This window comes from Brevundimonas sp. SORGH_AS_0993, from assembly GCF_030818545.1.
Taxonomy (GTDB): Bacteria; Pseudomonadota; Alphaproteobacteria; order Caulobacterales; family Caulobacteraceae; genus Brevundimonas.
Genome location: NZ_JAUTAH010000001.1, coordinates 63,334 through 89,404 on the forward strand (window position 1 = coordinate 63,334; position 26,071 = coordinate 89,404).

Consider the following 26,071-nt stretch of genomic DNA (forward strand, 5'->3'; position numbering starts at 1 on the left):
AGTGTTTTGGGCGATCGGTCGCGTCGATCAAAGAGAGCCGCTCATCCCACGCACCCCGCCTCGCGAAAGGACTGGGTCCCGGCTTTCGCCGGGATGAGCGGATGAAATTACAGCGTGGCCAGGAAGGCGTCGTAGGCGGCCTGGTCCATCAGGTCGTCCAGTTGGGCGGCGTCCGAAACCTTGATCCTGGCGAACCAGCCGTCGGTTTCGGCGCCCGAGTTGACGGTTTCCGGGGCGGTCGATAGGGCGTCGTTGGCCTCGATGACCTCGCCCGAGACGGGGGCGTAGACGTCCGACGCGGCCTTGACGCTCTCGACCACGGCGAAGCTGTCGCCCTTGGAGACGGTCTTGCCGACCTCAGGCACTTCGACGAACACCACGTCGCCCAGGGCGTCGGCGGCGTGTTTGGAGATGCCGACGGTGGCGATGTCGCCGTCCAGGCTGACCCACTCGTGATCCTTGGTGAACTTCATGATCTGATCCTCAGACGGTCTTGGGTTTGCGGTAATAGCGTTGCGCCACGAAGGGCATGGCGACGACCTCGGCGGCGGCGGTCTTGCCGCGCACGATGACTTTCAGCGCCGTGCCCAGCGCCGCGAAGGCGGGCGGCACGAACCCCATGGCGATGTTCTTGCCCAGGGTGGGGGAGGGACCGCCCGACGTCACCTTTCCGATCACATTGCCGTCTGCGTCGGCGATCTCGGCGCCTTCGCGGGCCGGTGCGCCTTCCTTGACGATCAGGCCGACGCGAACGCGAGCGGGGCCGTCGGACAGTTCCTTGAGGATGCGGTCGGCGCCGGCGAAATCGGCGCGTTCCTTCCTCGACTTGGACAGGGCGAAGGTCAGGGCGCCTTCGACGGGCGACGTGGTCGGGTCGATGTCGTGGCCGTGCAGCGGCAGACCGGCTTCCAGACGCAAGCTGTCGCGGGCGCCCAGGCCGATCGGCTTGACGCGGGCGTCTTCCAGGATCGTGTTCCAGATGCGCTCGGCCTGGTCCGCCGGGACCGAAATCTCATAGCCGTCCTCGCCGGTGTAGCCCGAGCGCGAGACGTAGCAGTCGGCCCCGAACAGCATCAGACGGGCGCAGTCCATGAAGCCCATTTCGGCCAGGACGGGCTCATGCGCCTTCATCACCTCGGCGGCTTCCGGCCCTTGGATGGCGATCAGCGCGCGGTCCAGCACCGTCAGCCTGGCGTCGCCTTCCAGATTGGCGTTCCAGAAGGCGAAGTCCTCGTCCTTGTTGCCCGCATTGACGACGACGAACAGGCCGTCGTGGTCGGGGCGGCCGGCCATCAGGTCGTCGATGATCCCGCCGTCCGCGTTCAGCAGCAGCGAATACTTCTGCTTGCCCGCCTTCAGGATTTCATAGTCGCCGGGCACGAAACGCTCGAACTGGGCCACGGCGTCGGCGCCGGTGATCTTGCACTGGCCCATGTGCGACACGTCGAACAGGCCGGCGTGTTCGCGGGTCCAGCGATGTTCGGCCAGGACCCCTTCATACTGGACCGGCATGTCATAGCCGCCGAAGCCCACCATGCGGGCGCCCAGCGCACGGTGCGCGGCGTTCAGGGGCGTGGTCTTCAAGGTCTGGTCGGTCATGGTTCAGGCTTTCACGGTCGCGTCTTGTGGCGGAGCTCCGCCGTTCTCGCGCCCCCGCTGTCCTGAAGCCTGAGAGATTCCGGCGGGCCTGACCGCCTTGCTCCGTCGGCGCGCCCATGAACCCGGTGAAGGGGGCGGCTTTCCAGCGTCCGTATGCTGTCGCGGTCCGTTTGCCTGAGCGTTTCCGGGGCGGTTGCGCCTTCGGCGTCGGGCCCTGTTTCCAGACCCCGATCTCTCCCGCGAGAGCCTGCGACCTAAGCCATCGACTCTGGCGCCAAGTCAAGCGGTCGGGGAACAAGGATGCGTGGGGCGGGTTTTCGTCGGGCGCCCCCACTCGAAACCCAGGAATTCAAAAATGTCGATTATAGACAAGCTGTTCGGTGCATCGGACAAGCCGCGTGACACGCGCGCCAAGCCTGACGGTCCCATGCAGAAGGTGCTGGACGAACTGGCGTCTTTCGGCGGCAAGCCGATCGAGACCCTGTCGCCCGCCGAGGCCCGCCAGCAACCAACCCCCACCGACGCCGTCCATTCGCTGCTTCGCAAGGCCGGCAAGGAGCCCAAGTCGGACGATCTGGGCGTCAAGACCACGGACATCACCATCCCCGGCGCCGCCGGCCCGATCCAGGCCCGCATCTACAAGCCGCATGACCATTCCGAGGACAAGCTGCATCCGGTCGTGGTCTATTTCCACGGCGGCGGCTTCGTCATCGCCGATCTGGACGTCTATGACGGCGGCCCGCGCGGCGTGTCCAGGATGGCCGACGCCATCGTGGTGTCGGTGCATTATCGTCAGGCCCCCGAGCATCATTTCCCCGCCGCTCACGACGACGCCCTGGCGGCCTATCGCTGGGTGCTGGACAACGCCCAGAGCTTCAATGGCGACCCGCAGAAGGTGGCGGTGATGGGCGAGAGCGCGGGCGGCAATCTGGCCATCGGCGTGTCGATGATGGCGCGCGACGCCGGCCTGCCTACACCCGTCCATCAGGTGCTGGTCTATCCGGTCGCCGGCGTGGACATGGACAATGAGTCCTACCGCGAAAACGCCGACGCCAAGCCGCTGAACAAGCCGATGATGAAGTGGTTCGTGAAACACATTTTCGAAAACGAAGCCGACGCGCAAGATCCGCGCATCAACATCGTCGAGAACGCGGATCTGACCGACCTGCCTGACTCCACCGTGATCCTGGCGGAGATCGACCCGTTGCGGACGGAGGGCGAGCTTCTGGCCGACAGGTTGGAGCAGGCTGGCGTCGGGGTGCGCCACAAGACTTTCCATGGCTCGACGCACGAGTTCTTCGGCATGGCGATGGTCCTTCCGGACGCCATGGCGGCGCAGACCTTCGCCGCGCATGAGTTGAAGCGCGCGTTCGGCACGGCCATCCTGCCGTTCTGATCGACGCCCCTGGTCGACAGGAAACGCCCCGGTTCAGCCGGGGCGTTTTCGTTTGCCGCCTTGCTCTGCGGCCCGTCGCCCGCCAAGAACGGTGCAACGCCACGAACCGGATCGACCGCATGACCCTCGCCAGCCTCGACGCCCACATCGCCGCCCTGGACGTCGCCGACGGCCTGAAATCGGTCCTGACCGTCGCCGCCCGCACCTGCGCCGAGATCAGCGATGTGGTCGCCGGCGGCGCCCTGGCCGGGGCGCTGGGCGCCTCTGGCCAGATCAATGTGCAGGACGAGGAGCAGAAGAAGCTCGACGTCATGACCAACGATAGGCTGACCCAGGCCCTGCTGGCCTGTCCCGCCGTCGCCGGCGTCGCGTCCGAGGAGATGGACGAAGTTCAGCCGGCCTCGAACACCGCCGGAGATTATCTGGTCCTGTTCGACCCGCTGGACGGCTCCTCCAACATCGACATCAATGCGTCGGTCGGCACCATCGTCTCGGTGCTGAAGTCCCCCACGCCGACCCCGACCGAGGCGGACTTCATGCAGGCCGGCCGCAATCAAGTCGCCGCCCTCTATGCCCTGTACGGCCCCCAGACCATGCTGGTTCTGACGACGGGCCAGGGCGTGAGGGGCTTCACCCTGTCCAGCGACGGCGAGTGGATACTGACCCACGACGCCATCGCGGTCTCCAAGGACACCAAGGAGTTCGCCATCAACATGTCGAACCTGCGCCACTGGTCCGAGCCGGTGCAGACCTATGTGGGCGACCTTCTGAAGGGGGCGGACGGTCCGCGCGGCAAGAATTTCAACATGCGCTGGGTCGCGGCCATGGTCGCGGACGTCCACCGCATCCTGATGCGCGGCGGCGTCTTCTTCTATCCGTGGGACCGGCGCGAACCCAACAAGCCCGGCAAGCTGCGCCTGATGTACGAGGGCAATCCGATGGCCTTCCTGATCGAGCAGGCCGGCGGCAAGGCGACGACGGACGGGGTTGAGGCCATTCTGGACATCCAGCCCGAGCATCTGCACCAGCGCATTCCCGTCGCCCTGGGCTCGGCCAACGAGATCGACGCCTTCGCGAGCGCCTGATGCAGATCGCCGCGACGGACGCCCTTCTGGTCATTGATCCGCAGAACGACTTCTGCGACGGCGGCGCCCTGGCCGTTTCGGGCGGCGCGGCGATCATGCCGCTTTTGAACCGGCTGGCCGAACGGTTCGACCGCGTCGTCGTGACCCAGGACTGGCATACGCCGGACCAGATTTCCTTCGCCTCCAACCACCCCGGCGCGGCCCCCTTCACCGAGATCGAAGTCGCCTACGGCCGCCAGATGCTGTGGCCGGATCATTGCATCCAGGGCTCGCCCGGCGCCGACTTCCATCCCGATGTCGCGCCCGCCGTCCAGAAGGCGCGGGCCGTGATCCGAAAGGGCTGCAATCCGGCGGTCGACAGCTATTCCGGCTTCTTCGAGAACGATCATCGCACCCCCACGGGTCTGGCGGGTCTGTTGCGCGAACTGAGGGTGACTCGCGTCTTCCTGTGCGGGCTGGCCTATGACTACTGCGTCCGCTTCACCGCCGAGGATGCGGTGCGCGAGGGCTTTCAGACGGTCGTCGTCGCCGACGCGAGCCGCGCCATCGCGCCGTCGACCGAGGCGGCGGCCAGGAAGAGTTTCCGCGCGTCGGGCGTAGCGGAGGTGGCTGCGGTTACGCTTCTCGGATGACGACGGGAAAGAGCTGAGTCGGTGGCGGTCAGCCGTCCGGTTGGTTTGGTTTCTACTCCCAGAAATCCTCCGCCTCGGGGATGCGGGTGAAGGCGATCTTGGCGCCGATGAACTCCGGCAGGCCCGCCTTGGGTCCGATGCTGACCGTGTCCTTGCCGTAGCGACGATTGAGGGCGTCCAGCGCCCGGGACAAACGCAGGGAGGGGGCGTCGCCATCCTGGTCCGGGCCGGGCGAGAAGAGGTCCGCCTCGAAGGCGTCGCGGGCTTTCAGCCCGTGTACGCCGACGCCGACATAGCTGAGGCGTCCCGTCTCGATCTCGGGCTCCACCTGGCGCCATAGAGCGTCCAGCGCGGCCAACAGGACAAAGGTGTCCTGGGTCGGCGACACGGCGCGGCTCAGGGCCGCCGTCTCCCAGCCCCGTCGATCGCTTCGCGGCGTCGCCTTCGGCCCCATGTCCAGATGCAGGGTCAGGCTGGCCCCGGTCAGGCCCATCCGCCGCAGCCGCGCCCCGCATTTGACCACCAGCCGCCGGGCCACCGCGCGCGCCTTGTCCGGGGTCCGCATGGCCTGGGCCAGGACGTGGCTGTGGCTGATGGAGGCGGGCGGTTTTTCGGGCGTCGGCTCGCTGTCCAGCCCATGCAGGCCGCGCCAGATGCGTTCGCCCTCGATGCTGTTCCAGACGGCGCGGGCCTGTCTGGCGCTCATGGTCCACAGACCGGCCGTGTCGGTCACGCCCGCCGCCTCCAGACGCAGACGCATCCGCGATCCTATGCCCGGATATTTCGACAGCGGCAGGTCCAGTAAAGGACCGGGCAGTTCGTTGGCGCGCAGCACCGTCAGGCCGGCGGGCTTCTTCATGCCGCAGGCCGTCTTGGCCAGAAACCGCGACGGCGCCAGTCCCACGGACGACCGCAGACACTGGCCGACATTCTCCAAAATGCCCGTCTGGATGCGACGGGCCAGGGCGACGGCGTTCGCCTCGCGTCGTTCAGGGCCGATCAGTTCGCATGAACATTCGTCGATTGAGCCGACCTTCCACACCGGAACATGGCGGTCGATCTCGGCCATGATCCGTTTGTGAATCTGGACGTAGAGGTCCGGCCGCGCCTCGGCGACGATCAGGCCGGGGCACAGTTTGCGAGCGTCGGCGACCCGCATCCCGGTGTGAACGCCCCACGCCTTGCTCTCATAGCTGGCGGCGATGGCGCCGGTGTATTCGCTCATCGCCGGCCGCACGATGACCGGCTTGCCGCGCCAGGCCGGGTTCATCTGCTGTTCGACGCTGGCGAAGAAGGCGTTCAGATCGACGAACAGCCAGCGGAGGTTCGCCTGGTCTTCCGGCTGTGTATCCGCCCGCTCCATGACGTGAACATATCAGGAACACTTAGCGGCCGGAAGCGACAGCCTTTCCTTTTGTCATTCCGGGTTCGTCCATCGGATGCCCCGCAATGGACAAAAGGGGAGGGATCAGCGCTGCGCGTAGGTGTCCACTTCGGCGATGAACGCCGCCTTCTCCGCCTTGCCCAGGAACGACCCCTCGAAACTGTTCTTCGCCAACAGCGTCACCTGCTCGCGCGTCAGGTCGACCGCTTCGGCCAACCGGCTGTAGTTGTCGTTCACGTATCCGCCGAAATAGGACGGGTCGTCCGAGTTCAGGGTGACGTGCAGGCCCCGACGCAACATCTCGGGCACGGGATGGTCCTTCAGGTCGTCGACCACGCAAAGCTTCAGGTTCGACAGCGGGCAGACGGTCAGGGTCATCTGCTCGCGGACCAGACGTTCGACCAGTGCGTCATCCTCCATCGAGCGGTTGCCATGGTCCATCCGGTCGATGTGCAACAGATCCAGCGCCTCATGCACATAGGCGGGCGGGCCTTCCTCGCCGGCGTGGGCGCACAGTTTCAGGCCCAGGTCGCGGGCGGCGGCGAAGACGCGCTGGAACTTGGACGGCGGATGACCGACCTCCGAGGAATCCAGCCCCACGCCGATGAAATGATGCAGATAGGGCTTGGCCGCCTCCAGCGTCGCAAACGCCTCGTCCTCGGTCAGGTGGCGCAGGAAGCTGAGGATCAGGCCCGAGCTTACGCCCAACTCCGCCTTGGCCCTGTCCATGCCCGCGATCAGCCCCTCGACCACCACGCCGAACGGCACGCCGCGATCGGTGTGCGTCTGCGGATCGAAGAAAATCTCGGCGTGGCGCACATTGTCCGCCGCCGCCCGCTGGAAATAGGCGAAGGCCAGATCCTCGAAGTCCCGGCGCGTCAGCAGCACCGCCGCGCCCGCGTAATAGATGTCCAGAAAGTCCTGCAGGTTCGAAAAGTCGTAGGCCGCCCGCACCGCCTCGACACTGTCGTAGGGGATGGAGACGCCGTTGCGCTGGGCCAGTTCGAACATCAGCTCCGGCTCAAGACTGCCCTCTATATGCAGATGCAGTTCGGCCTTTGGCAGGCCGGCGATATAGGTGGCGAGGTCAGTCATTGGTTTACCGAGTCGAGCAGACGCACGTCCGCTTTTGACACCCCTGAGCCTTGCATCTTGCGCAGGAAGCGTCCGTCTTGGGTGAAAAGTGGTGCGTTCTGGCTTTCCGCCAGAGCGAGATAGAAGCAATCGTAAGCGGGATGATCCAAGGCGACGGCCAGTTCGAAGGCGCGATCGGCCAGCTCTCGTCCCGCCATCAGGCTGATGCCGAGGTTCGGCAAGGTTTCCAGAGCGATCTCGGCCTCTGCGACCAGAATGCGGTTCAGTTTGACGTTCTTCCAAAGTGCGTTGACGCATTCGATGATGATAAGATCGGGCGCGACGCAGACTTCGTTCGCTATGAACGACCTGGCGATTGGGCTTTCGGCCTCGGGCAAAAGAGCGGTGATGACGACGCTGGCGTCGATCACAATCACCGTTTGTCTCGATCTTCGCGGATCAGATCAACGGAAGACGGCAGCAGTTCGCCGCCTCTGCGGGCGAGGATCGAGGCGCGCAGGGCGTCGGCGCGTCTCAGCCATTCTTCCTTACCCACCCCGCCAAACACCTGCTCCAGCGCCGCGCGATGCTCGGCCTCAGCAGAACGGCCGTTTTGAACCGCGCGCACCTTGATCCGCCGTGCGATTTCATCAGGCACGTTGCGGACATGAAGATTGGCGGGCATGGCGGAACTCCATCTGCTAGCAAATATAGCATGCGGAGCGATCGCCCGCTACATCCGCTCCGGCGTGTCGATTCCCAACAGGTTCAGCGCGATCTCAAGCTGGCCGAGCGCCGCGGCCGACAGGGCCAGGCGCGAGCGTTTCGTCACTTCGTCCGGCGCCACCAGCACGGGGCAGGCGGCGTAGAATTTCGAGAACGACTGGGCCACGCGATAGGCGTGTTCCGCCACCAGGTGCGGCATCCGCTTGTCGTAGGCGTCCGAAACGGCCGTGGAGAAGGCGTCCAGCGTCAGGGCCAGGTCGCGTTCGGCTGGTTCGGCGATGACGATGGCGCCGCGCGTCAGGCCCTGTTCGGCGCCCTTCCTCAGCAGGGATTTGATCCGCACCGACTGATACAGCAGATACGGCCCCGTCTTGCCCTCGAAGCTCATGAAGCGGTCGAGATCGAAGACGTAGCTGGTCGTGCGCGCATTCGACAGGTCGGCGAACTTCAGGGCGGCGATGGCCACCTTGTGCGCGATGGCCTCGAATTCTTCGGACGACAGGTCGTCGCCCAGCTTGGCCTCGTGCAGGCGCTCGCGCGCCTTGTCCGTCGCCTGATCGATCAGGTCGCGCAGCTTCAGAACCCCGCCCGCGCGGGTCTTGAACGGCTTGCCGTCCTGACCGTTCATGGTGCCGAAGCCCAGATGCTCCAGCGACTTCTCGGGGGCGTAGCCGGCCAGATAGGCGGCGCGGAACACCTGTTCGAAATGCTCGGCCTGACGTTCGTCGACGACGTACAGGATCAGGTCGGGCGAGAGGGTCTTCTTGCGGTCCAGGATCGTCGCCAGGTCGGTCGTGCCGTACATGGCTGAGCCTTCCGAACTGATGACCAACAGCGGCGGGGGCGAGGGCGCCTCGACCACCGAGCCGTCGGCCAGCTTCTTCTTGCGGGTCTCGCCCGGCTTGGCGACGTGGACGACCTGGGCGCCGTCGTCCTCGACCAGCAGGTCCGTGTCTTTCAGGTGCGCCAGCATTTCCGGCATCAGGGGATCGGCGTCGCTCTCGCCGTTCCACAGGTCGAAATCGACCGACAGGTCGCCGTATTCCCGCTTCAGCGCCTCGCGGCTGACCGCCACGAAGTGTCGCCACAGGGCGCGGTACCCAGGGCGGCCGTTCTGCAGTTCCGCCGTCGCCTTCCTCGCGCGGTCGCGGAAGGCCGGATCTTCCTTGGCCTTGCCGGCCGCCAGCGGATACAGCCGGTCCAGGTCGGCCAGGGTCACCGGGCTTTCGGCCGGGAAGGGGCCATCGCCCTCGGCCATGAAGGCGTCGGCCAGTTTTTCATCGCCGCAGGCCACGATCAGCAGACCCATCTGGAAGCCCCAGTCGCCGAAGTGGGCGTCGCCGGTGACGTGATCGCCGCGGAAACGGAACAGACGTTTCAGGCTCTCGCCGATGATGGCGCTGCGCAGATGGCCGACGTGCATCGGCTTGGCCACGTTCGGGCCGCCAAAATCGATGACCACCCGGCGGGGATCGGCGACCACCGCTGCGCCCGCGTGATCGGCGTCCGCCGCCACTTCCTCGGCGCGTTCAGCCAGGGCCGCGTCGGCGATCTTCAGGTTGATGAAGCCCGGCCCCGCGACCTCGACCGAGGCGAAACGCGGATCGGCCGACAGGCGTTCGGCGATCCTGCCCGCCAGTTCGCGCGGATTGGCCTTCAGCGCCTTGGCGGCGGCCAGGGCGCCGTTCGACTGGAAGTCGGCCAGGTCGGGACGGTCGGACGGTGTGACGCGGGCCAGGGCGGCGTCCACGCCTTCGGCGGCGAAGGCGGCGGCGACCGCTTCGCTGAGGACGGTCTTCAGATCGGACATTTATTCGCTCGAAGGCGGGGTGGCGGCGGGTGCGGGCGTCGCCGCGGTCGTGCCCGCGTTGACGCGGAATCGGCTGCCCGAGCGGTTGAACTCGGCCATTTCAGGCGTGACGTCGAACCCGATCAGCACCTCGAAATTGCCGCCGCTGGTGGTGGCCGTGGCGCGCGGGATGGTGATGGTCCGCTCTTCCGTGACGGCCGCCGTGCGTTCGCCATCGAAGTTCACCGGCAGGTCGAAATATTCCTTGGTCAGGACGGCGCTGTTTCGTTCGGTCACGGCGATCCAGTAGCGATAGGTCTTCTGCTCGCCCGTCGCCTGAGGCCCGCGGCCCAAGCGGAACAGCATGCCGATGTCCAGACGAATCGGCTGGGTCTCGCGATAGGCGCAGTCGGCCGTCACGCCTTCCAGTTCGCCAGTGTAGCCCACGTTGGAGACGGCGGCGCGCCCGCCTTCCAGTTCGACGTAGCGCGCGGCGTCGTAGAGAATTTTCACATAGGGGCAGGGGCCCGCGTTGACGCGATTGCGAAGGGGGGCGAACCGTTGCGGCTTGGGCGCATCGACGTCTTGGCCCGATGCGCTCTGACCGCTGGGCCGATTGCCGCCGCGCTGCCGGCTGGACTGGGCGTCGGCCGCAGTGGGAAGAACGGAGACAGCGACCGCAAGGGCGGCGAGGGCGGACAGAACGCGACGCATCAGCTTATTTTTCCGACAGCGAAAGGGCGCGCGCGACGATCGGCGGCCGATCATGGAACGCTCGCCGCTGATAGCGGCTAAAGCGAGGCGCGGCAAACCTTCGCTTCAGCGCGCCATCACCAGACAGGTGGAGGTGGCGGTGGCGTACAGCTTTCCATCCACGCCCTTCAGGTCGGCCTCGGCGAAACCGGCGCGGCGGCCCATCTGGACGATGCGTCCCTCCGCCCGCACCGGAATCCCGGCCGTCAACGCCTTGTGGAAGACCGTCTTCAGTTCCAGCGTCGTATAGGTTTGGCCGGGCCGCAGCATGGAATGGACCACGCATCCGCATGCCGAATCCAGCAGGGTCGCCATCCAGCCCCCATGCACCGTGCCCAGCGGGTTGTAGAAGGCTGCGGTCGGCACGCCCTCGAACAGGACGCGGCCCTCTTCGATTTCGACCAGTTCGAAGCCGACCGAGCGGGCGATGGGCGCGACGAAGCTCCCGCTGATACTCAGGCGCAACTGCTCGACCCCGGACAGGGCGGCGATGTCGATGGCGTCGGTCATGCGAACGGCTCCGAAACACAGGTCCGTTCACAATAAGGACGGACGCCCCCTTGGCAAGGGTCCGTTGAAAGTCGCCGCTTAGAGGCCCGGCAGCTTGAAGCCGGTGTTGCGGCGCGGCTGGATCGTGATCGGCTGGCCGCCGGTCAGGGCCTGCAGGCGCGCGGCCTCGGTCGTCGCGTCGATGGTGGTCTCACCGTTGGCGGTCTGGCGCGTGGTCGGCGCCTGGGTCGAAGGCTCGTTCTTGCGCCAGAACATCAGGCGGTCGGCGAAGCTTTCGTCCTTGTGGGCGATGTCGCCGAACTCGTCGTCGACGACGTAGCGGGCCAGGGGATCGGCCTGCTCGGCGCCGGCCTGGGCGACCAGGACCTGTTCGCCGGCGGTGCGGGTCACGGCCTGGCGTTGACCCAGCAGAATCTGACGGGCGGCGCTTTCGGGCGCCAGTTCCTGCGGACGCGGCTGGCCCGGCGCCGGCGGACGCAGGCCGTATTCGGGCGGCACCGTCAGCGGGGCGGTGGAGACGGTAACGAACTCGTCGGGCACGACCTTGGTCAGGCCGATGCCTTGCTTCAGGCTGCCGCAGGCGGACACGGCGAGCGCGGCGGAGGCGGCGAGGGTCAGGACGGCGACGCTGCGGATACGCATGGGTTCAGACTCTGTTCGGCGATGCACGGAAGGCGCCGCAGACGGGCGCGTTGGCATAGTGAAGACGGGGTGATTACGACTTTTCGGGGGCCGCGCCAACCTTGGCGGCGTTGTCCGACAGGAGGCTGTCCAGAATCAGCAGCACGACGCCGATGGTGATGGCGCTGTCGGCGATGTTGAACACCCAGGGAAATACGCCTGTGCCCGAGAAGTCGATGAAGTCGACCACATAGCCGAACCGCACCCGGTCGATGACGTTGCCCAGCGCCCCGCCCATGACGAAGCCGATGGCGGTGATCAGCAGGCGGCGATTGGTGGTGGTCGCCCACCAGGCCAGGCCGGCCGAGACCAGGATGGAGAAGAGGGTCAGGCCCCAGCGCGCCTCGCCGCCGCCGAACAGGCCGAAGCTGACGCCGGTGTTCTGGACGAAGGTGAACCGCAGATAGGGCGGCAGGATTTCGGCGAACACATAGCCCAGCGGAATCTGGTGGATGGACGAAGCGTCCGCCAGGCTCAGCACCCAGGCCTTGGACAGTTGATCCAGAACGATGATCAGAAGGGCGAAAACATAGGCCGTCAGGGCGATGCGGGTGATCTTCATGGGCGGCGGTTAGCAGGAAGCGGGGCAGGGGCGAAGCGTAAAAACGGACGAACGGCTCAGAACAGGTCGCCCTGATCCGTCGTCGACGGCCTGGGGCGCGGGGCGGGCCGGGGGGCGGCACGCGGCGCGGGGTTGGTTTCGACCTGGCCTTCGCCGCCGTCGATGGTGGCGCCGCGCGCCCCGTCGCCGAACACCAGACGCACCGCCTGACCCGGCGCCAGTCTGGCGGCCGCGGCGATCCAGCCGCCGTCCGCATCCTCGACACGGGCGAAGCCGGGCTTGGGGCGGGCCGGGTCCAGGGTGGTCAGTGCGCGCGACAGGGCGGCCAGACGGTCGGTCTCGCGCTGCATCCGACGCGGGATGACCCCGTCCAGGCGCGCGCCGACGGCGTGAAGGCGCGCCTCGCGCTGATCCAGCCGCCGGTGCAGCGGCTCGGGCGACAAGCGGGCGGCGATCTGCAACAGCCGTCGCTCGCCGCGCGCCACGCCCGCCTGAAGCGCCGCGCCCAGTCGGTCGCCGGCGCCCCGCAGCCGGTCCTGGCCCCGCTCGATCCGTGTGCGAAGCAGGGCCGGGCTCAGCTTGCCCGCCGTCACCGCCAGATGACGTTCGTGCAGGGCGACATTGCGGTGCAGCCCCGATCCCAGGCGGCTGGCGGCGTGATCCAGTCGCTGCTGCGCCAGCGCCAGCAGGTCCTCGGGCCGCGTCGGCAGGCCGCGCGCCACGGCCCGCAGCCGCGTGCGCCGATCCTCGATCAGCCGCCCGCCCGCCTGCACCATGCGCCGGTCCATGTCCGCCACAGCGTAGCGCAGGTCCGCCAGCACAGGCGTCGCCATTTCGGCCGCGCCGGTCGGGGTGGGCGCACGGCGATCCGACACGAAGTCGATCAGGGTCGTGTCCGTCTCGTGCCCCACGGCCGAGATGATCGGGATGCGCGCGGCCGCCACCGTCCGGGCCAGACCCTCGTCGTTGAAACACCACAAATCCTCGACCGACCCGCCGCCACGCGCGACGATCAGCAGGTCGGGGCGGGGAACAGGGCTGGCGTCTGTCAGTGAATCGAAGCCGCGAATTGCATGGGACACTTGACCGCAGGCCGCCTCGCCCTGAACGACCACGGGCCAGACGATGACGCGACAGGGCCAGCGTTCGGCGATCCGGTGCAGCACGTCGCGGATCACCGCGCCCGTCGGGCTGGTGATCACGCCGATGACGGCGGGGAAGGCGGGCAGGGGTTTCTTGCGGCCCGGCTCGAACAGACCTTCCTCGCGCAGGCGGACCTTCAGCCGCTCCAGCTGGGCCAAGAGGGCGCCGGCCCCGGCCGCCTCCATGCTTTCGATCACGATCTGGTAGGACGACCGCGCGGGGTAGGAGGTGATCTTGCCGGTCACGATGACCTCCAGCCCCGCCTCGGGCTGCACCCCCAGGCCGCGCGTCGATCCCTTCCACACCACGCCGTCGATGGCCGACTTGTCGTCCTTCAGCGTCAGATAGACGTGGCCCGAGGCGTGGCGGTTGACCTTGGAGATCTCGCCCCTCAGCCGCACATGGCCGAACCGATCCTCCAGCGTGCGCTTCAACGCGAAGGATAGTTCCGAGATCGACAGCGGCGGATTGTTGTCGCGCGGGGCGGGGGCCTCGGCTGGGCCTTCGAACACATAGTCGTCGCTCATGGCGACACTCTAGCCTGCGGCGATGCGTCCGGGAACGGGGGGCGGCGGCGCCCCGTTTTCGTCTGCATGGCCGCCGATCCCCCGAACACAGACCCGTCGGACCGGGACCCGCACGAACGCGATCTAGCGCGCCGCGCGGGCGCTGGGGGCGCCATGAGCCCATGGCTGATCCTCGGCTGCATCGCCCTGCTGGGGCTGGCGGCCTATGTCGTTTCCGCCCTGATTTAACGCCGTAAGGACATCTGATGACGCGCATTCTTTCACTGGCCTCCGCCCTGTTGATGACCGCGACCGTGGCCGCCTGTTCGGACCGGGACGAGGACGTGGTGCAATCCCCGTCGCCGGGCGCCGCGCCTGTCGTCCTGCCGGATCCGCAGGCCGATACGGCCGCGACCAGCGCCGCCCTTGCCTTCGGCATGACGCGCGATCAGTTGGAGGACGCCGACATCGTGTCCCACGCCAACGTCGATCTGGGCGATGTGGAGACCCTGGTGCTGGACGCCTCGGGCGCACTGACGCATCTGGTGGTCGAGTTGAAACGGCCGGGCGAGGTGAAGGTGCTGGTTCCGGTCGCGGATGTCGCACCCATCGACCGCAACGGGGAAAAGGACCTGGTCACAAGTCTGACGCCCGGCCAGCTGCAGGCGCTTCCGCCCTGGACCCCGCCCAATCGCTGATTGACGCTTGTTTTCGGGCTTAAGCCGACAGGCGGCTTGACCGGCCCGCGCGTGGCCGTCATTGCCCGGTCTCATGAACATTCTTCTCGTCGGATCGGGCGGCCGCGAACACGCCCTGGCCTGGAAGATCGCCCAGTCGCCCCTGGTCAAACGCCTGGTCGCCGCGCCGGGCAATCCGGGCATGGAGAAGCTGTGCGAGCTTCGGGCCGTCAAGGCCGACGATGCCGAGGGACTGGCGGCCCTGGCGCACGAAATCGGCGCCGATCTGGTTGTGGTGGGACCGGAAGTCGCCCTGGCCGCCGGTCTGGCCGACCGTCTGGCGGCAGCGGGCGTCCCGTGTTTCGGCCCCACGGCCAAGGCGGCCCAGCTGGAAACCTCCAAGGCATTCTCCAAGGCGTTCCTGGACCGGCACGGCATCCCCACGGCGGGCTATGGCGTCTATGAGACGGTCAAGGACGCCAAGGCGGCCCTGGAAGCCTTCCGCCCCCCTTATGTCATCAAGGCCGACGGCCTGGCTGCCGGCAAGGGCGTGGCCATCAGCCCCGACCGCCCGGATGCCGAGGCCGAGATCGAACGGATGCTGGGCGGTCGGTTCGGCGCCGCCGGCGCCCGCGTCGTGATCGAAGAATTCATGGACGGCGAAGAAGGCTCACTGTTCGCCCTGTGCGACGGGAAACAGGCCCTGCTGTTCGGCGGCGCCCAGGACCACAAGCGCGCCTTCGACGGCGACATGGGCCCCAACACTGGCGGCATGGGCGCCTATTCCCCGGCGCCGGTCTTCACCGACGACCTGGTGCGGCAGGCGGACGAGCAGATCGTCCAACCGACCATCAGTCATATGGCCGACGAGGGCGCCCCCTATCGCGGGGTTCTCTACGCCGGTCTGATGGCGACCCAGGACGGGCCGAAGGTGGTGGAGTTCAACGCCCGCTTCGGCGACCCGGAATGCCAGGTGCTGATGATGCGGTTCGCCGGCGACATCGTGCCCTACCTGCTGGCCTGCGCGCGCGGCGACGTCTCGGGCCTGCCGGCCCCGGTCTTCAAGCCGCAGACCGTGATCTGCGTGGTCATGGCCGCCAAGGGCTACCCCGACAGCCCGCTGGAGGGTTCCATCATCCGCGGCGTCGATCAGGACTTCGGCCCGCACGTCCAGGTTTTCCATGCTGGGACAAAACGCCGCGACGACGGGCAACTGGCGGCCGCCGGCGGGCGCGTTCTGAACGTCTGCGCCGAGGGCGACGACATCGCCCAGGCCCGCGAACGCGCCTATGCCGCCGTCCGCAGGATCGACTGGCCGGGCGGCTTCAACCGCTCCGACATCGGCTGGCGCGCGCTGGAGCGGGACTGACCGCGCCGCGTTATTATTTAGCGGACTGTCATCATCATGCTATGAGCCCCGCCCTTTATAGGCGGCGGCCTTGTCGCCAATCGTTTTTCTGACTTCGGGAGAAGCCACACATGAGCAGGGTGCTGGTTATCGGCGCGGGCGGCGTCAGCTCGGTCGCCGTCCACAAGATGGCGATGAACACGGAGATCTTCTCCCACATCACCCTGGCCAGCCGGACCAAGTCCAAGTGCGACGCCATCGCCGAATCGGTGAAGTCGCGTTTCGGCGTGACCATCGATACGGCGGCGATCGACGCTGACGACGTGGCCGCCACCACCGCCCTGATCCAGGCGGTCAAGCCTGCCCTGGTGGTCAACCTGGCCCTGCCGTACCAGGACCTGTCGATCATGGACGCCTGCCTGGCCGCCGGCGTGAACTACCTCGACACCGCCAACTACGAGCCGCGCGACGAGGCCAAGTTCGAATACAAGTGGCAGTGGGCCTATCAGGATCGTTTCAAGGACGCCGGCTTGATGGCTCTGCTGGGGTCCGGCTTCGACCCCGGCGTCACCTCGGTCTTCACCACCTATATCAAGAAGCACCTGCTGGACCGGATCGACACCCTCGACATCCTGGACTGCAACGGCGGCGACACGGGCCTGCCCTTCGCCACCAACTTCAACCCCGAGATCAATCTGCGCGAAGTGACCGCCAACTCGCGTCACTGGGAGAACGGCCAGTGGATCGAGGGCCCGGCACTGAGCCACAAGCAGACCTTCGACTTCGAGGGCGTGGGCCCCAAGAACATGTACCTCATGTACCATGAGGAACTGGAATCGCTGGCGAAATTCTATCCCGAGATCAAACGCATCCGTTTCTGGATGACCTTCGGCGACAGCTATCTGAAGCACCTGGAGGTGCTGGAGAACGTCGGCATGACTTCGATCGAGCCGATGACGTTCCAGGGCCGCGAGATCGTCCCGATCGAGTTCCTGAAGGCCCTGTTGCCCGAACCCGCGTCGCTGGGCCCCATCACCAAGGGCAAGACCAACATCGGCACGATCGCCACCGGCGAAAAGGACGGCGCGCAGAAGACGGTTTACGTCAAGAACATCTGCGACCACCAGGAAGCCTATGCCGAAACCGGCAACCAGGCCGTCAGCTACACCACCGGCGTCCCCGCCATGATCGGCGCGGCTCTGATGCTGACCGGCCAGTGGAAGGGCGAAGGCGTCTTCAACATGGAGCAGTTGGACCCCGATCCGTTCATGGCGATGCTGAACAAGCACGGCCTGCCCTGGACGGTCGAGGACCTGGACGCCCCGCTGGACTTCTGAAAGGACCCGAACGACCGATGCAGACCAGGGCCGGCGATCCGGGCGCATTCGCGCATTTCGACCTGAACCGCGTCGCCTCGCCAGCCTTCGTGGTGGACGAGGTCGCGGTGCGTCGCAATCTGGCGGTGCTGAAGGATGTGCGCGAGCGGGGGAACGCTCGCGTCCTCCTGGCGCTGAAAGCCTTTTCCATGTGGTCGCTGGCGGATGTGGTCGGGGAATATCTGGACGGCGTCTGCGCCTCGGGCCTGTGGGAGGCGCGGCTGGCGCGCCAGTTCTACAAGGGCGAACTGACCACCTACTCCCCCGCCTATACAGCCCAGGACCTGCCCGAAATCCTGCGGCTGTCGGACCATGTCATCTTCAACAATCCCGCCCAGATCGCCCGCTTCGGCGCTGTGATCGCCGAGGCCCGCGCGGCGGGCGAGACGTTCGAGATCGGCCTGCGTCTGAACCCGGAGCATTCGGAGGGGGAGGTCGCCAAATACGACCCGGCTCAGCCCTGTTCGCGTCTGGGCTTCCCGGTGTCGCAGCTGAGGCCCGAGCACATGGTCGGGGTGGACGGCCTGCACATTCACGCCCTGTGCGAACAGGATTTCGAGCCCCTGTCGCGGATCTGGGCGGCGGTGGAGCCGAAGCTGGCGCCCCTTCTGCCCGGCGTCAAATGGCTGAACCTGGGCGGCGGGCACCATGTCACCCGCGCCGACTATCAGATCGACCGGCTGGTCGACTTCGTGAACGAGATCGGGCGGCGTCATCAGGTCCAGGTCTATCTGGAGCCGGGCGAGGCGGTGGCTCTGGACGCCGGCGTCCTGATCGGAGAGGTGCTGGACGTGTTCGACAACGGCATGCCCATCGCCATCACGGACATTTCGGCCACCTGCCACATGCCGGACGTGATCGAGGCGCCCTATCGCCCGGCCATGCTGGGCGAGGCTGAGACCGGCGTCACCGCCCGCCTCGGCGGACCCTCCTGCCTGGCCGGCGACATCATCGGCGACTATGTCTTCGCCGAGCGGCCGACGCCGGGAACCCGCATCGCCTTCCTGGATCAGGCCCACTATTCGATGGTCAAGACCAACACCTTCAACGGGGTGCCCCTGCCGGCCATCGTCCTGTGGAACAGCGCCACGGACCAGCTGCGGACCGTCAAGAGCTTCGACTGGACCGCGTTCCGCGACCGGCTTTCCTAGATTCAATCGACGTTCGAGAAGATAGGTCTCTTGGCTCGTCATTCCGGGGCTGAGCGGAGCGAAGAACCCGGAACCGAAGGGCGGCGCGTAGCAGCCAACCCAGGGCCAGCAGGCTGAATGTCGATTGAACCTAATCGGAAGACGTCGTTCTGGAGACTTAACCGTCCCTCGGGACCAGCCTGAGAGTGAAATTCAACGATCCCTGCCTTATCAAGGCGTTCAGCCTCAGGACCAGGCGAACAGCAGTCGGCCTTCGCCCATGCGTTCGCGCAGGCCCGGGCAGGTCGGTGTGGGCGACTGAGAAACAGCCATAGCTGCGGCCCAGCTTGCCTTCGCGCGCCAGGAAGTCCGGGTCGGCGTAGTCGGCGCCGTGGACAATGATCGCCCGTTCGCGCGCCTTGTCGTTGGAGTATTCCAGCCCGTCCAGCAGAACGTTCGGTCCCTGTTGCGCGCCCCAGTTGGCGCCGGCGGTGGCATAGGCGCCGACCGAGGACATGTTGGAATCCGGCGTGTTCGAGAATCGCTGGGCGTAGCCGGTGTGCCGGGGGTCCGAACCGCGACCGTGGCAGGTGCGCAGCACCTTGACGTCCCCGCCGATCAGATCGACCTCGTACAGCCGCTCCTCGCCCGAATATTTCTTGAAATCGACCAGATACATCCGGTCGCGCAGGGGCAGGCGGCGGTGATGGGTGTCCAGCGCCGTCATGGCGCGTTCCATCAGCTCCTTGCGGACGTGGCCCCGGGGATCGAGCGGCGGCACTTCGACGTTGGCGGTCTGGATCGTCGGCAGAGTCGCCGCAGGCGGGACGACCGGCGGCGCGATGGTCGCGGCGGTCGTCAGCGGCGCCGTGGCGCTTGCGCTGGCGCATCCGGCCAACATGGCCGATCCGCCCAGAATGAGCCCTCGTCTCGATAGCCGCATGCGACGCCCTCGTTGCGGTTTGTTCTTGAGGCGTGTTTGTTTCAAATGGTTACTGGAGAGGCAACCTGAGCCTTGCGGGGCTTTTTTTGGGCAACGACCTCGGGGGGACGCCCTGATGAAGAATCGGGGCTGGCGCTGGTCGCGCCGTTAGGGACGGCGACGGGCGCGGTGGCGCAGCAAGACCCTGTCAATACTGGGGTTTTCCGGCGCCGGCGCCACGACGTTCGTTGAGGCCGGCCGTCTGCGGGCCGATCCGGCGACCGACATTGTGCAGCGCAGTAAAACTCTCGTGATCCAAGGGAACCAAGTTGTAGAAGTGCGCGACGGCTTCGTCCGCGACGCCGCCCAGGGGTAGATGATCGCCCTGCGCCGGGCCTTCGTCCTGCCCGGACTGATCGACAGCCCCATTCATCTGACGGGCCAGCAGAACCCCAATTCGCGTCTGGAAGAGGTCACGCTGTCCGACGCCGATCGGGCCATGGCCGGCGCCCGCCACGCCGCCGCACCCTGATGGCGGGTTTCAAGCCCGTGGCGGACCTGGGCGCAAACAATGAGGCCATCCTCGCGGATGAAGTTCGTGACGAAGGGCGGGGTCGTCTATCGCGCCGACTGAATGCGTTCCGTCAGGAAGGCGGCGAAGGCCGCCTCGTCCTCGAACCGGGCGACGACCGGCCAGGCCGTAACGTCCACGCGCTGCGCGGGCGTCAGCCGCACCCAGTCCTTCTCCGTCGTGACCAGACCCGCGCCGAAGACGGCGGCTCGGTCACGCAGAAAGGCCATGTCCCGGTGGCTATAGGCCGCATGGTCGGGGAAAGGGACGAAGTCGACCAGGTCGCAGCCCGCCGCCTTCAGCGACCGCTCGACCTTCCACGGCTTGGCGATGCCGGCGAATCCGACCTGGGCGCCGGACGGCGGCGGCCCCTCGGGCGTCAGCCGTGCGACGAAGATGGGCAGATCGCCGAAGGTCCGGAACAGTTCGCCGTCCACCGTCTCCGCATCGGTCGGCGCCAGGATGACCACGGCGTCCGCGCGCGCCAGTCCGGCCTTCAGCGGCTCGCGCATCGGCCCGGACGGAAAGACCGACCCATCTCCGAACGGCCATTCGTCTCCCCGTGTCTCGCCGTCCACGACGATCAGGCTGACGGTCTTGTTCAGCGCCGGGTTCTGATGGCCGTCATCCAGCACCAGGGCCTGCGCGCCTTCGGCGACGGCCGCCTTGGCCCCCGCGACGCGGTCGCGCGCGATCCAGGCCGGCGATCCCTGCGCCAGCATCAGCGGTTCGTCCCCGACGTCGGCGGCGGCATGGACGGCCGGATCGACCTGCGTGGGCCCTTCCAGCCGCCCGCCATAGCCGCGCGACAGGGCGTGGGCGTCCAGTCCCCGGTCGCGCAGCAGACGCAGGATTTCACGCGCCACCGGCGTCTTGCCCGACCCGCCGACGGTCAGATTGCCGACGGAGATCACCGGACCACCGGGATCGACGGGCGCCGCCTTGGCGATCCGACGCGCCGTCGCGGCGGCCCAGACCCAGCCCAGGGGCTTCAGCGCCGTGCGCGTGATCCGCGCATGGTTGCTGTCGCGCACATACCACCAGCGCGGTGTGTTCAGCTTCATCGGCGGCGCGCCTTCGCGGGTGGCGTCAACGGCGCCAGCAGGCTCCACAGCCGCTCCAGCCCGCCGCCCGCCTCGGCCGCGGCCCGGCGCGCCCGCTCGCCCATGGCCTTGGCCGCGGCCGGATCGGCCAGCAGCGGCTGGACCGCCTGGGGCAGTTCGGACGGCGCCTGCACCAGGATCAGCCCGCCGGCCTGGGCCAGGGCGGCCGTCACCGTGGCCCAGTTGGCCGCGTCCGGTCCGGTGATCGTCGGCTTGGCCAGGCGTGCGGGCTCCAGCGGATTGTGGCCGCCCACCGGCGGCAGGCCCAGCGAGGGTGCGAAGGACCCGCCCATCACCACTACGTCCGCCAGACGCAGGAACAGACCCATCTCGTTCAGGGTGTCGGCCAGATAGATGTCCGTGTCCGGCCCCAGCGTCTCCCCCCGTGAGCGCATGGCGAAGGCGTAGCCGTCGCGTCGCAGGGCGGCGGCGATGTGCGGTCCGCGCTCGGGGTGACGCGGCAGCAGGATCAGGCAGGCCCGCTCGCCCAGATGATCCAGGGCGCGGATCAGGGCGATCTCCTCGCCCTCGTGGGTGCTGGCGGCGACGACCACGGGCCGGTCCCCGATCGCGGCCGACAGGCGGTTGAAGGCGCTCGCGTCGTGGGGCAGGGGTTCGCCCGCCAGCTTCAGATTGATCAGGCCGTCGATGCGCGCGCCCAGCCGGGCCAGCCGCGCGGCCGAGGCTTGGTCCTGCGGCAGGATCAGGTCGAAGGCGCCCAGGACCGCGCGCGCCGAAGCGGGAAACCGCGCCCAGCCGTCCACCGTCTTGTCCGTGATCCGCGCGCTGACCAGGGCCAGCTTCACGTCCCGCCGACGCGCCTCCAGAAGCAGATTGGGCCACAGTTCGCTTTCGACCAGAACCCCAAGCGACGGCCGCCAGCGGTCCAGGAAGCGGGCCACGGTCTCGGGGCCGTCCACGGGCGCATACTGATGGATCACGCCGGCCGGAAGCCGTTCGGCCAGGATCCGGGCCGAGGTCACGGTGCCGGACGTCACCAGCACCGTCAGGTCGGGCCGCGCCTTCACGAATCGTTCGACCAAGGGCAGCAGCGACAGGCTCTCGCCCACGCTGACGCCGTGCAGCCAGACCAGGTCGCCGCGCGGCCGCTCGACACGGGTGAAGCCCAGCCGCTCGTCCACCCGCGCGGATTCTTCCTTGCCGCGACTGGCGCGGCCGTCCAGCAGGCGCGGCGCCAGGGGCTCCAGCATCCGGGTCGCCAGCCGATAGGCGATCAGGGGCAGGGGCGTCATGGCTTCAGGCCGGTGAGGGCGTCGGCGCGGGCTTCGACGGCGTTCAGGCGCGCGGTCCAGTCGGCGACGACCTGGGCCATCTCTGCGCCTTCGGGATAGTCGGCCCGGTCCCAGACGACGGCGCCCTTGCCGAAGGGCAGGGGCAGGACCGCCCGGTCCCAGCTTTTCAGCCGGATCGCCGGGCTGCACGACAGGCCGATGAACAGAGCCGGGGCGCCCGACAGTTTCGCCATCAGGGGCAGGCCCTCTGCCATGACCTTGGCCGGGCCGCGCGGGCCGTCCGGGGTGATCGCCAGGGCGCCGACCTTCAACTGTTTCAGCCCGTCGCGCAGGGCCTGCGCGCCCCCTTTGGCCGTCTGCGCCTTGTCCTTGTTGGTCGAAGAGCCGCGCACGGCCGGAAAGCCCTGACGCGCCACCGCCTTGGCGATGAATTCCCCATCGGCCGACAGGGAGATCAGGGCCTTGGCCGGCTGCGCCCGGTTCACCGGCCAGCACGCGGGCGCCAGGGCGATGCGCGAATGCCAGAAGACGCAGAGCACCCCGCCGCCCTGCGCCCACACCGCCTCAGCCGCCGGCTGGTTCTCGTGCGTCCAGCGGATGGTGGCGACGCAGAACTGCATCCATTTCGCCAGGGTCCAGGCCAGGGCCGACTGGACGACCGGGTTGCTCAGCGGCCTCACGTCACGGTCTCGATGGTGGGCGAAGCGCCGTCCAGCGACTGCTGCCTGGCCAGACGGGAATAGAGGCCGCCCCGGGCGACCAGGGCGTCGTGCGACCCTTCCTCGACCACGCGACCGGCCTCGATCACATAGATGCGGTCGGCGTTCCTGACGGTCGACAGGCGGTGAGCGATCATCAGGGTCGCGCGACCCTGCATCAGACGCTCCAGCGCCGCCTGCACCAGAGCCTCGCTCTCGGTGTCCAGGGCGCTGGTCGCCTCGTCCAGCAGCAGGATGGGCGCGTCCTTCAAAAAGGCGCGGGCGATGGCGATGCGCTGGCGCTGACCGCCCGACAGACGCAGGCCCGCCTCGCCCGCGCGGGTGTCGTACCCTTGGGGCAGGGCGACGACGAAATCGTGGGCGGCGGCGGCGCGGGCGGCGGCCTCGATCTGCGCCTGCGTCGCGCCCGGCCGGCCGTAGGCGATGTTGGCGGCGATCGTGTCGTCGAACAGGAAGGGTTCCTGCGTCACCAGGGCGATATGGTCGCGCAGGTCGTGGATACGCAGACGCCGCACGTCCTGGCCATTGATCGTCACCGCCCCGCCGGTCACGTCGTAGAAACGCGGCAACAGGCTCAGGATCGTGCTCTTACCCCCGCCCGACGGCCCGACCAGGGCCACCGTCTCGCCCGGCGTGACCCGCAGCGACACCTGACCCAGCGTCGGGGCGTCCGTCCCGGCATAGGCGAAGGAAACGTGATCCAACGCCACCTCCACCGGCCCGGCGGGCAAGGGGGGCGGCGTCGGCGGCCTCGCGGATTTCGGGCTGGATGTCCAGGGCGGCGAACAGGCGGCGTGCGGCCGTGAAGCCCTCGCTCATGACCGTGGCCAGGTTCGTTACCTGACGCAGCGCCTGGCCGGCCGCCAGCAGCATGCCGATGAAGGCGGCGAACCCGCCCACCGTCATGTCGCCCGACTGCGCGCGCCATCCGGCATAGGCCATGACGGCGGCGACGACGATATAGGCGACCAGATCGCTGGACGGCCCGGCGAAGGCGCGGGCGTTCGCGCCCTTGATGACGTGGCGCTGGCGACGGGCGACCACCTCCGCGACGCGGTCCTGTTCGGCGGCCTCGCGGTTCTCGATCTTGATCAGGCGCACCCCGTCCAGATTCTCCATCAGGGCGGTGGACAGGTTCTCGGTCTCGGCCATGGCCCCCACGGCGGCCTTGCGCGTCTTGCGCCCGAACCGGCGCAGCACCAGCGCCACCAGCGGCACGCCCAGCAGCACCACGATGGTCAACTGCCAGTCGATGAATCCCATGTAGATCAGCACCGCGATCAGGGTCAGCAGGTTCTGGGTGTAGTTGACCACGCCAGACGTGAAGGCCTCGCGCACCATATTGGCGTCGAACAGGACGGAAGAGACGAAACCGCCCGAATGCTGGCTCCGCAGCCGCGCCAGATCGGCGCGGATCATGGCCCCGAACAGGCGAATCTGGATGTCGCCGACGATGGTATGCCCCAGCCGGTTGACCAGGGCCGCCTGACCCAGCGCCGCCAGGGTCCGAGCGATGGCGACGGTCAGGATGGCGACCGGAATCCAGACGACCGCCTTGTCCGCCGGGAAGGTCACGAGGCCGAACAGGCTGATCGGCTTGGTTCCGCCCAGGAACAGACCGTTCACCGCCGGCTCCAGCAGCTTCAGCAGCGCCGCCGTCAGCAGGCCGGTGATCGCCGCGCACAGCACCGACAGGATCAGCGATCCCTTGTGCCGGGACAGATAGTCGCGCCAGATCCGCGCCAACAGGGCGCGCAGCGGCATGGTCTCGGAGGCGGCGACGGTCATCGGCTCTCGGTCCTCCGCCCCGTCGCCCAAGTCAAGGCTTGAACCGCGATCCGCCCGTCCGCGCTTGAAGGCGACGGTCTCCTTCACTAGGTTCGGGCTGCGGGTTCGCCCGCATTGTTCTCAGGGCGGGGTGAAATTCCCCACCGGCGGTAAGGCGGCGACGCCAAGCCCGCGAGCGCTCTCCCGGTTTGGAGAGGTCAGCAGATCCGGTGCGATTCCGGGGCCGACGGTATAGTCCGGATGAAAGAGAACGGGACCAACGCCTCGTCGGCGTTCGTCGCCCCGCGCCGGGCGGCGGCTCGGCGCGTCGTCGCCCGTAACCCTGGGGAAATTGGTTACGGAAAGGACGACCCTTGAACCCGATTTCCTCGTCTAACCCCGGGTCTGATCCCGGCGCCGCCTCCATGGGCGCGCTGCTGATGCTGTCGGCCAGCCTGGCGTTCGCCGCCGCCAATACGCTTCAGTCGGTCTTGCCCCAGCAGTTCGGCATGAGCTCCACCGGCATGGCCTTCTGGCAATATCTGGTCGCCTCGGCGCTGATGCTGCCGATCGTGCTTCGGATCGGCCTGCACAGGCTGAAGACGCGCCATCCGCTGGCGCATGAGGCGCGGGCCTTATCATCGGCCCTGGGCGTCCATGTCTTCGTCTATGGCTTCGCTTCCGGCGTGCCGATCTGGCAGATGGTGACGCTGCTTGCGACCGGGCCGCTGTTCGTCATCGTCGGCTCCAGCCTGTTTCTGCGCGAACGAGTATCCGGCGCCCGGCTGGGCGCGGCCCTGGCCGGTTTCGTCGGCGCCGTCGTGGTGTCGGGCGTGGGGACGGAGCGGCTGGACTGGCCCGCCCTGACGCCGATCCTGGCCGCCGCCCTGTGGGCGACCACCGATGTCCTGACCCGCTGGCTGGCGCGCGAGGAGACGGCCGAGACCCTGACGATCTCCCTCCTGGTGCTGATCACTCCGAACCACCTGGCCATACTGCTGCTGGCCAACGCCTTCGCCTTCGTCCTGCCGGCCGGCGTCGCCACGGGCCTGCCCTTCGCCCTGCCGCAGGGCGCGGGCCTGCTGCTTCTGCTGGCGCTGGGCGGGCTGACGGCGGCGGCGCAGTATCTGCTGGCCTCGGCCTATCGGCGGGCGGATGCAGCCTATCTTCAGCCCTTCGCCGACCTCAAGGCGCCGCTGGCCGGCCTGGTGGGGTGGATGCTGCTGGGTCAGACGCCGTCCGTCTGGTTCTGGCCGGGCGCAGCCCTGATCGTGGGGGCCTCGATCTTCATCTTCTGGGTCGAAAATCGGGGGCTGACAGGCCCGACCGCCGCCCCGGTGGCAGGCGAAGGATGACGCGGCGGCC

26 protein-coding genes, 1 pseudogene and 2 riboswitches are annotated in these 26,071 nt (G+C 67.8%); of the genes and pseudogenes, 10 read left to right on the forward strand and 17 right to left on the reverse strand.

Annotated features, from left to right (window positions below; all coding sequences use genetic code 11):
* Positions 1-107: 107 nt before the first annotated feature.
* Both gcvH and gcvT read right to left on the reverse strand, forming a co-directional pair.
* Positions 108-473, reverse strand: coding sequence for a glycine cleavage system protein GcvH (gene gcvH / locus QE389_RS00350; protein ID WP_307363561.1), 366 nt, complete (start codon positions 471-473; stop codon positions 108-110).
* A gap of 10 nt (positions 474-483) precedes the next feature.
* On the reverse strand, positions 484-1,599 hold the full coding sequence (gcvT, locus tag QE389_RS00355; protein ID WP_307363563.1) for a glycine cleavage system aminomethyltransferase GcvT: 1,116 nt from the start codon (positions 1,597-1,599) through the stop codon (positions 484-486).
* Positions 1,600-1,751: 152 nt separating this feature from the next.
* A riboswitch (glycine riboswitch) is annotated at positions 1,752-1,849 on the reverse strand.
* Between the two features lie 105 nt (positions 1,850-1,954).
* Between gcvT and QE389_RS00360 the strand changes: the two genes are divergently transcribed.
* The 3 genes from QE389_RS00360 to pncA all read left to right on the forward strand — a co-directional run bounded on the left by QE389_RS00360 (position 1,955) and on the right by pncA (position 4,712).
* Positions 1,955-2,995: an alpha/beta hydrolase gene (locus tag QE389_RS00360; RefSeq protein ID WP_307363565.1), complete on the forward strand. Its 1,041-nt coding sequence runs from the start codon at positions 1,955-1,957 to the stop codon at positions 2,993-2,995.
* A 119-nt stretch (positions 2,996-3,114) separates the two neighbouring features.
* The gene (locus QE389_RS00365; protein WP_307363567.1) at positions 3,115-4,080 is read left to right on the forward strand and encodes a class 1 fructose-bisphosphatase; all 966 of its coding nucleotides are present in this window, start codon (positions 3,115-3,117) and stop codon (positions 4,078-4,080) included.
* Positions 4,080-4,712 carry a bifunctional nicotinamidase/pyrazinamidase gene (gene pncA, locus QE389_RS00370; RefSeq protein WP_307363569.1) on the forward strand — a complete coding sequence of 211 codons (633 nt, stop codon included), beginning with the start codon at positions 4,080-4,082 and terminating at the stop codon, positions 4,710-4,712. Before QE389_RS00365 ends, pncA begins: the two co-directional genes overlap by 1 nt.
* Positions 4,713-4,764: 52 nt before the next feature.
* Here the strand turns inward: pncA and QE389_RS00375 are convergent, their stop codons facing one another.
* The 10 genes from QE389_RS00375 to xseA form a co-directional block, all read right to left on the reverse strand.
* A complete protein-coding gene (locus QE389_RS00375; RefSeq protein WP_307363571.1) occupies positions 4,765-6,075 on the reverse strand; it encodes a type VI secretion protein ImpB in 1,311 nt (436 codons plus the stop codon).
* 105 nt (positions 6,076-6,180) lie between these two features.
* Positions 6,181-7,191, reverse strand: a complete 1,011-nt coding sequence (locus QE389_RS00380) for an adenosine deaminase (RefSeq protein WP_307363573.1) — start codon at positions 7,189-7,191, stop codon at positions 6,181-6,183.
* Positions 7,188-7,607, reverse strand: a complete 420-nt coding sequence (locus QE389_RS00385; protein ID WP_307363575.1) for a type II toxin-antitoxin system VapC family toxin — start codon at positions 7,605-7,607, stop codon at positions 7,188-7,190. The genes QE389_RS00380 and QE389_RS00385 overlap by 4 nt, the downstream gene beginning before the upstream one ends.
* A complete protein-coding gene (locus QE389_RS00390; RefSeq protein ID WP_307363577.1) occupies positions 7,604-7,855 on the reverse strand; it encodes a hypothetical protein in 252 nt (83 codons plus the stop codon). Before QE389_RS00390 ends, QE389_RS00385 begins: the two co-directional genes overlap by 4 nt.
* A 48-nt stretch (positions 7,856-7,903) precedes the next feature.
* Positions 7,904-9,706, reverse strand: coding sequence for an arginine--tRNA ligase (gene argS, locus QE389_RS00395; protein ID WP_307363579.1), 1,803 nt, complete (start codon positions 9,704-9,706; stop codon positions 7,904-7,906).
* On the reverse strand, positions 9,707-10,399 hold the full coding sequence (locus tag QE389_RS00400) for a Tat pathway signal sequence domain protein (RefSeq protein WP_307363581.1): 693 nt from the start codon (positions 10,397-10,399) through the stop codon (positions 9,707-9,709).
* 105 nt (positions 10,400-10,504) lie between these two features.
* Positions 10,505-10,948: a PaaI family thioesterase gene (locus QE389_RS00405; protein ID WP_307363583.1), complete on the reverse strand. Its 444-nt coding sequence runs from the start codon at positions 10,946-10,948 to the stop codon at positions 10,505-10,507.
* 78 nt (positions 10,949-11,026) lie between these two features.
* Complete coding sequence (locus tag QE389_RS00410; protein WP_307363585.1) at positions 11,027-11,590, reverse strand: DUF3035 domain-containing protein; 564 nt, start codon at positions 11,588-11,590, stop codon at positions 11,027-11,029.
* Between the two features lie 73 nt (positions 11,591-11,663).
* Entirely contained in the window at positions 11,664-12,191 is a 528-nt protein-coding gene (gene lspA, locus QE389_RS00415; RefSeq protein ID WP_307363586.1) for a signal peptidase II, read from the reverse strand.
* A gap of 56 nt (positions 12,192-12,247) precedes the next feature.
* Complete coding sequence (xseA, locus tag QE389_RS00420) at positions 12,248-13,861, reverse strand: exodeoxyribonuclease VII large subunit (RefSeq protein WP_307363588.1); 1,614 nt, start codon at positions 13,859-13,861, stop codon at positions 12,248-12,250.
* A gap of 66 nt (positions 13,862-13,927) precedes the next feature.
* Here xseA and QE389_RS00425 point away from each other — a divergent pair, with 66 nt between their 5' ends.
* The 5 genes from QE389_RS00425 (at position 13,928) to QE389_RS00445 (ending at position 18,392) form a co-directional block, all read left to right on the forward strand.
* Entirely contained in the window at positions 13,928-14,089 is a 162-nt protein-coding gene (locus QE389_RS00425) for a hypothetical protein (protein WP_307363590.1), read from the forward strand.
* 17 nt (positions 14,090-14,106) lie between these two features.
* Positions 14,107-14,538, forward strand: coding sequence for a hypothetical protein (locus QE389_RS00430; protein WP_307363592.1), 432 nt, complete (start codon positions 14,107-14,109; stop codon positions 14,536-14,538).
* Positions 14,539-14,611: 73 nt separating this feature from the next.
* Positions 14,612-15,886 (forward strand): phosphoribosylamine--glycine ligase, encoded by a 1,275-nt coding sequence (gene purD, locus QE389_RS00435; RefSeq protein ID WP_307363594.1) that lies wholly within the window; start codon positions 14,612-14,614, stop codon positions 15,884-15,886.
* A 110-nt stretch (positions 15,887-15,996) separates the two neighbouring features.
* Positions 15,997-17,202, forward strand: coding sequence for a saccharopine dehydrogenase family protein (locus QE389_RS00440; RefSeq protein WP_307363595.1), 1,206 nt, complete (start codon positions 15,997-15,999; stop codon positions 17,200-17,202).
* A 17-nt stretch (positions 17,203-17,219) separates the two neighbouring features.
* The gene (locus QE389_RS00445) at positions 17,220-18,392 is read left to right on the forward strand and encodes a carboxynorspermidine decarboxylase (protein ID WP_307363598.1); all 1,173 of its coding nucleotides are present in this window, start codon (positions 17,220-17,222) and stop codon (positions 18,390-18,392) included.
* Positions 18,393-18,549: 157 nt separating this feature from the next.
* Here the strand turns inward: QE389_RS00445 and QE389_RS00450 are convergent, their stop codons facing one another.
* Positions 18,550-19,314 (reverse strand): murein L,D-transpeptidase catalytic domain-containing protein, encoded by a 765-nt coding sequence (locus QE389_RS00450; protein WP_307363600.1) that lies wholly within the window; start codon positions 19,312-19,314, stop codon positions 18,550-18,552.
* A 355-nt stretch (positions 19,315-19,669) separates the two neighbouring features.
* On the opposite strand from QE389_RS00450, the gene QE389_RS00455 reads away from it, so the two are divergent.
* A complete protein-coding gene (locus QE389_RS00455; RefSeq protein WP_307363602.1) occupies positions 19,670-19,825 on the forward strand; it encodes a hypothetical protein in 156 nt (51 codons plus the stop codon).
* A gap of 86 nt (positions 19,826-19,911) precedes the next feature.
* Here the strand turns inward: QE389_RS00455 and lpxK are convergent, their stop codons facing one another.
* The 4 genes and pseudogenes from lpxK to QE389_RS00475 all read right to left on the reverse strand — a co-directional run bounded on the left by lpxK (position 19,912) and on the right by QE389_RS00475 (position 24,727).
* Positions 19,912-20,928, reverse strand: coding sequence for a tetraacyldisaccharide 4'-kinase (gene lpxK, locus QE389_RS00460; RefSeq protein WP_307363604.1), 1,017 nt, complete (start codon positions 20,926-20,928; stop codon positions 19,912-19,914).
* Positions 20,925-22,220, reverse strand: a complete 1,296-nt coding sequence (locus QE389_RS00465) for a 3-deoxy-D-manno-octulosonic acid transferase (RefSeq protein WP_307363606.1) — start codon at positions 22,218-22,220, stop codon at positions 20,925-20,927. The genes lpxK and QE389_RS00465 overlap by 4 nt, the downstream gene beginning before the upstream one ends.
* Positions 22,217-22,900, reverse strand: a complete 684-nt coding sequence (locus QE389_RS00470; protein WP_307363608.1) for a lysophospholipid acyltransferase family protein — start codon at positions 22,898-22,900, stop codon at positions 22,217-22,219. Before QE389_RS00470 ends, QE389_RS00465 begins: the two co-directional genes overlap by 4 nt.
* Positions 22,897-24,727 (reverse strand): annotated as a pseudogene (locus QE389_RS00475) (ABC transporter ATP-binding protein). Before QE389_RS00475 ends, QE389_RS00470 begins: the two are co-directional and overlap by 4 nt.
* 112 nt (positions 24,728-24,839) lie before the next feature.
* A riboswitch (FMN riboswitch) is annotated at positions 24,840-24,983 on the forward strand.
* Positions 24,984-25,131: 148 nt separating this feature from the next.
* On the opposite strand from QE389_RS00475, the gene QE389_RS00480 reads away from it, so the two are divergent.
* Positions 25,132-26,061 carry a DMT family transporter gene (locus tag QE389_RS00480; protein WP_307363610.1) on the forward strand — a complete coding sequence of 310 codons (930 nt, stop codon included), beginning with the start codon at positions 25,132-25,134 and terminating at the stop codon, positions 26,059-26,061.
* Positions 26,062-26,071: the final 10 nt, after the last annotated feature.

What these genes read in the sequence shown, in the direction of transcription:
- gcvH (WP_307363561.1), bottom strand. Translation starts at nt 473, where the DNA reads ATGAAGTTCACCAAGGATCACGAGTGGGTCAGCCTGGACGGCGACATC.
- gcvT (WP_307363563.1), bottom strand. Translation starts at nt 1,599, where the DNA reads ATGACCGACCAGACCTTGAAGACCACGCCCCTGAACGCCGCGCACCGT.
- QE389_RS00360 (WP_307363565.1), top strand. Translation starts at nt 1,955, where the DNA reads ATGTCGATTATAGACAAGCTGTTCGGTGCATCGGACAAGCCGCGTGAC.
- QE389_RS00365 (WP_307363567.1), top strand. Translation starts at nt 3,115, where the DNA reads ATGACCCTCGCCAGCCTCGACGCCCACATCGCCGCCCTGGACGTCGCC.
- pncA (WP_307363569.1), top strand. Translation starts at nt 4,080, where the DNA reads ATGCAGATCGCCGCGACGGACGCCCTTCTGGTCATTGATCCGCAGAAC.
- QE389_RS00375 (WP_307363571.1), bottom strand. Translation starts at nt 6,075, where the DNA reads ATGGAGCGGGCGGATACACAGCCGGAAGACCAGGCGAACCTCCGCTGG.
- QE389_RS00380 (WP_307363573.1), bottom strand. Translation starts at nt 7,191, where the DNA reads ATGACTGACCTCGCCACCTATATCGCCGGCCTGCCAAAGGCCGAACTG.
- QE389_RS00390 (WP_307363577.1), bottom strand. Translation starts at nt 7,855, where the DNA reads ATGCCCGCCAATCTTCATGTCCGCAACGTGCCTGATGAAATCGCACGG.
- argS (WP_307363579.1), bottom strand. Translation starts at nt 9,706, where the DNA reads ATGTCCGATCTGAAGACCGTCCTCAGCGAAGCGGTCGCCGCCGCCTTC.
- QE389_RS00400 (WP_307363581.1), bottom strand. Translation starts at nt 10,399, where the DNA reads ATGCGTCGCGTTCTGTCCGCCCTCGCCGCCCTTGCGGTCGCTGTCTCC.
- QE389_RS00405 (WP_307363583.1), bottom strand. Translation starts at nt 10,948, where the DNA reads ATGACCGACGCCATCGACATCGCCGCCCTGTCCGGGGTCGAGCAGTTG.
- QE389_RS00410 (WP_307363585.1), bottom strand. Translation starts at nt 11,590, where the DNA reads ATGCGTATCCGCAGCGTCGCCGTCCTGACCCTCGCCGCCTCCGCCGCG.
- lspA (WP_307363586.1), bottom strand. Translation starts at nt 12,191, where the DNA reads ATGAAGATCACCCGCATCGCCCTGACGGCCTATGTTTTCGCCCTTCTG.
- xseA (WP_307363588.1), bottom strand. Translation starts at nt 13,861, where the DNA reads ATGAGCGACGACTATGTGTTCGAAGGCCCAGCCGAGGCCCCCGCCCCG.
- QE389_RS00425 (WP_307363590.1), top strand. Translation starts at nt 13,928, where the DNA reads ATGGCCGCCGATCCCCCGAACACAGACCCGTCGGACCGGGACCCGCAC.
- QE389_RS00430 (WP_307363592.1), top strand. Translation starts at nt 14,107, where the DNA reads ATGACGCGCATTCTTTCACTGGCCTCCGCCCTGTTGATGACCGCGACC.
- purD (WP_307363594.1), top strand. Translation starts at nt 14,612, where the DNA reads ATGAACATTCTTCTCGTCGGATCGGGCGGCCGCGAACACGCCCTGGCC.
- QE389_RS00440 (WP_307363595.1), top strand. Translation starts at nt 15,997, where the DNA reads ATGAGCAGGGTGCTGGTTATCGGCGCGGGCGGCGTCAGCTCGGTCGCC.
- QE389_RS00445 (WP_307363598.1), top strand. Translation starts at nt 17,220, where the DNA reads ATGCAGACCAGGGCCGGCGATCCGGGCGCATTCGCGCATTTCGACCTG.
- QE389_RS00450 (WP_307363600.1), bottom strand. Translation starts at nt 19,314, where the DNA reads ATGCGGCTATCGAGACGAGGGCTCATTCTGGGCGGATCGGCCATGTTG.
- QE389_RS00455 (WP_307363602.1), top strand. Translation starts at nt 19,670, where the DNA reads ATGATCGCCCTGCGCCGGGCCTTCGTCCTGCCCGGACTGATCGACAGC.
- lpxK (WP_307363604.1), bottom strand. Translation starts at nt 20,928, where the DNA reads ATGAAGCTGAACACACCGCGCTGGTGGTATGTGCGCGACAGCAACCAT.
- QE389_RS00465 (WP_307363606.1), bottom strand. Translation starts at nt 22,220, where the DNA reads ATGACGCCCCTGCCCCTGATCGCCTATCGGCTGGCGACCCGGATGCTG.
- QE389_RS00480 (WP_307363610.1), top strand. Translation starts at nt 25,132, where the DNA reads ATGGGCGCGCTGCTGATGCTGTCGGCCAGCCTGGCGTTCGCCGCCGCC.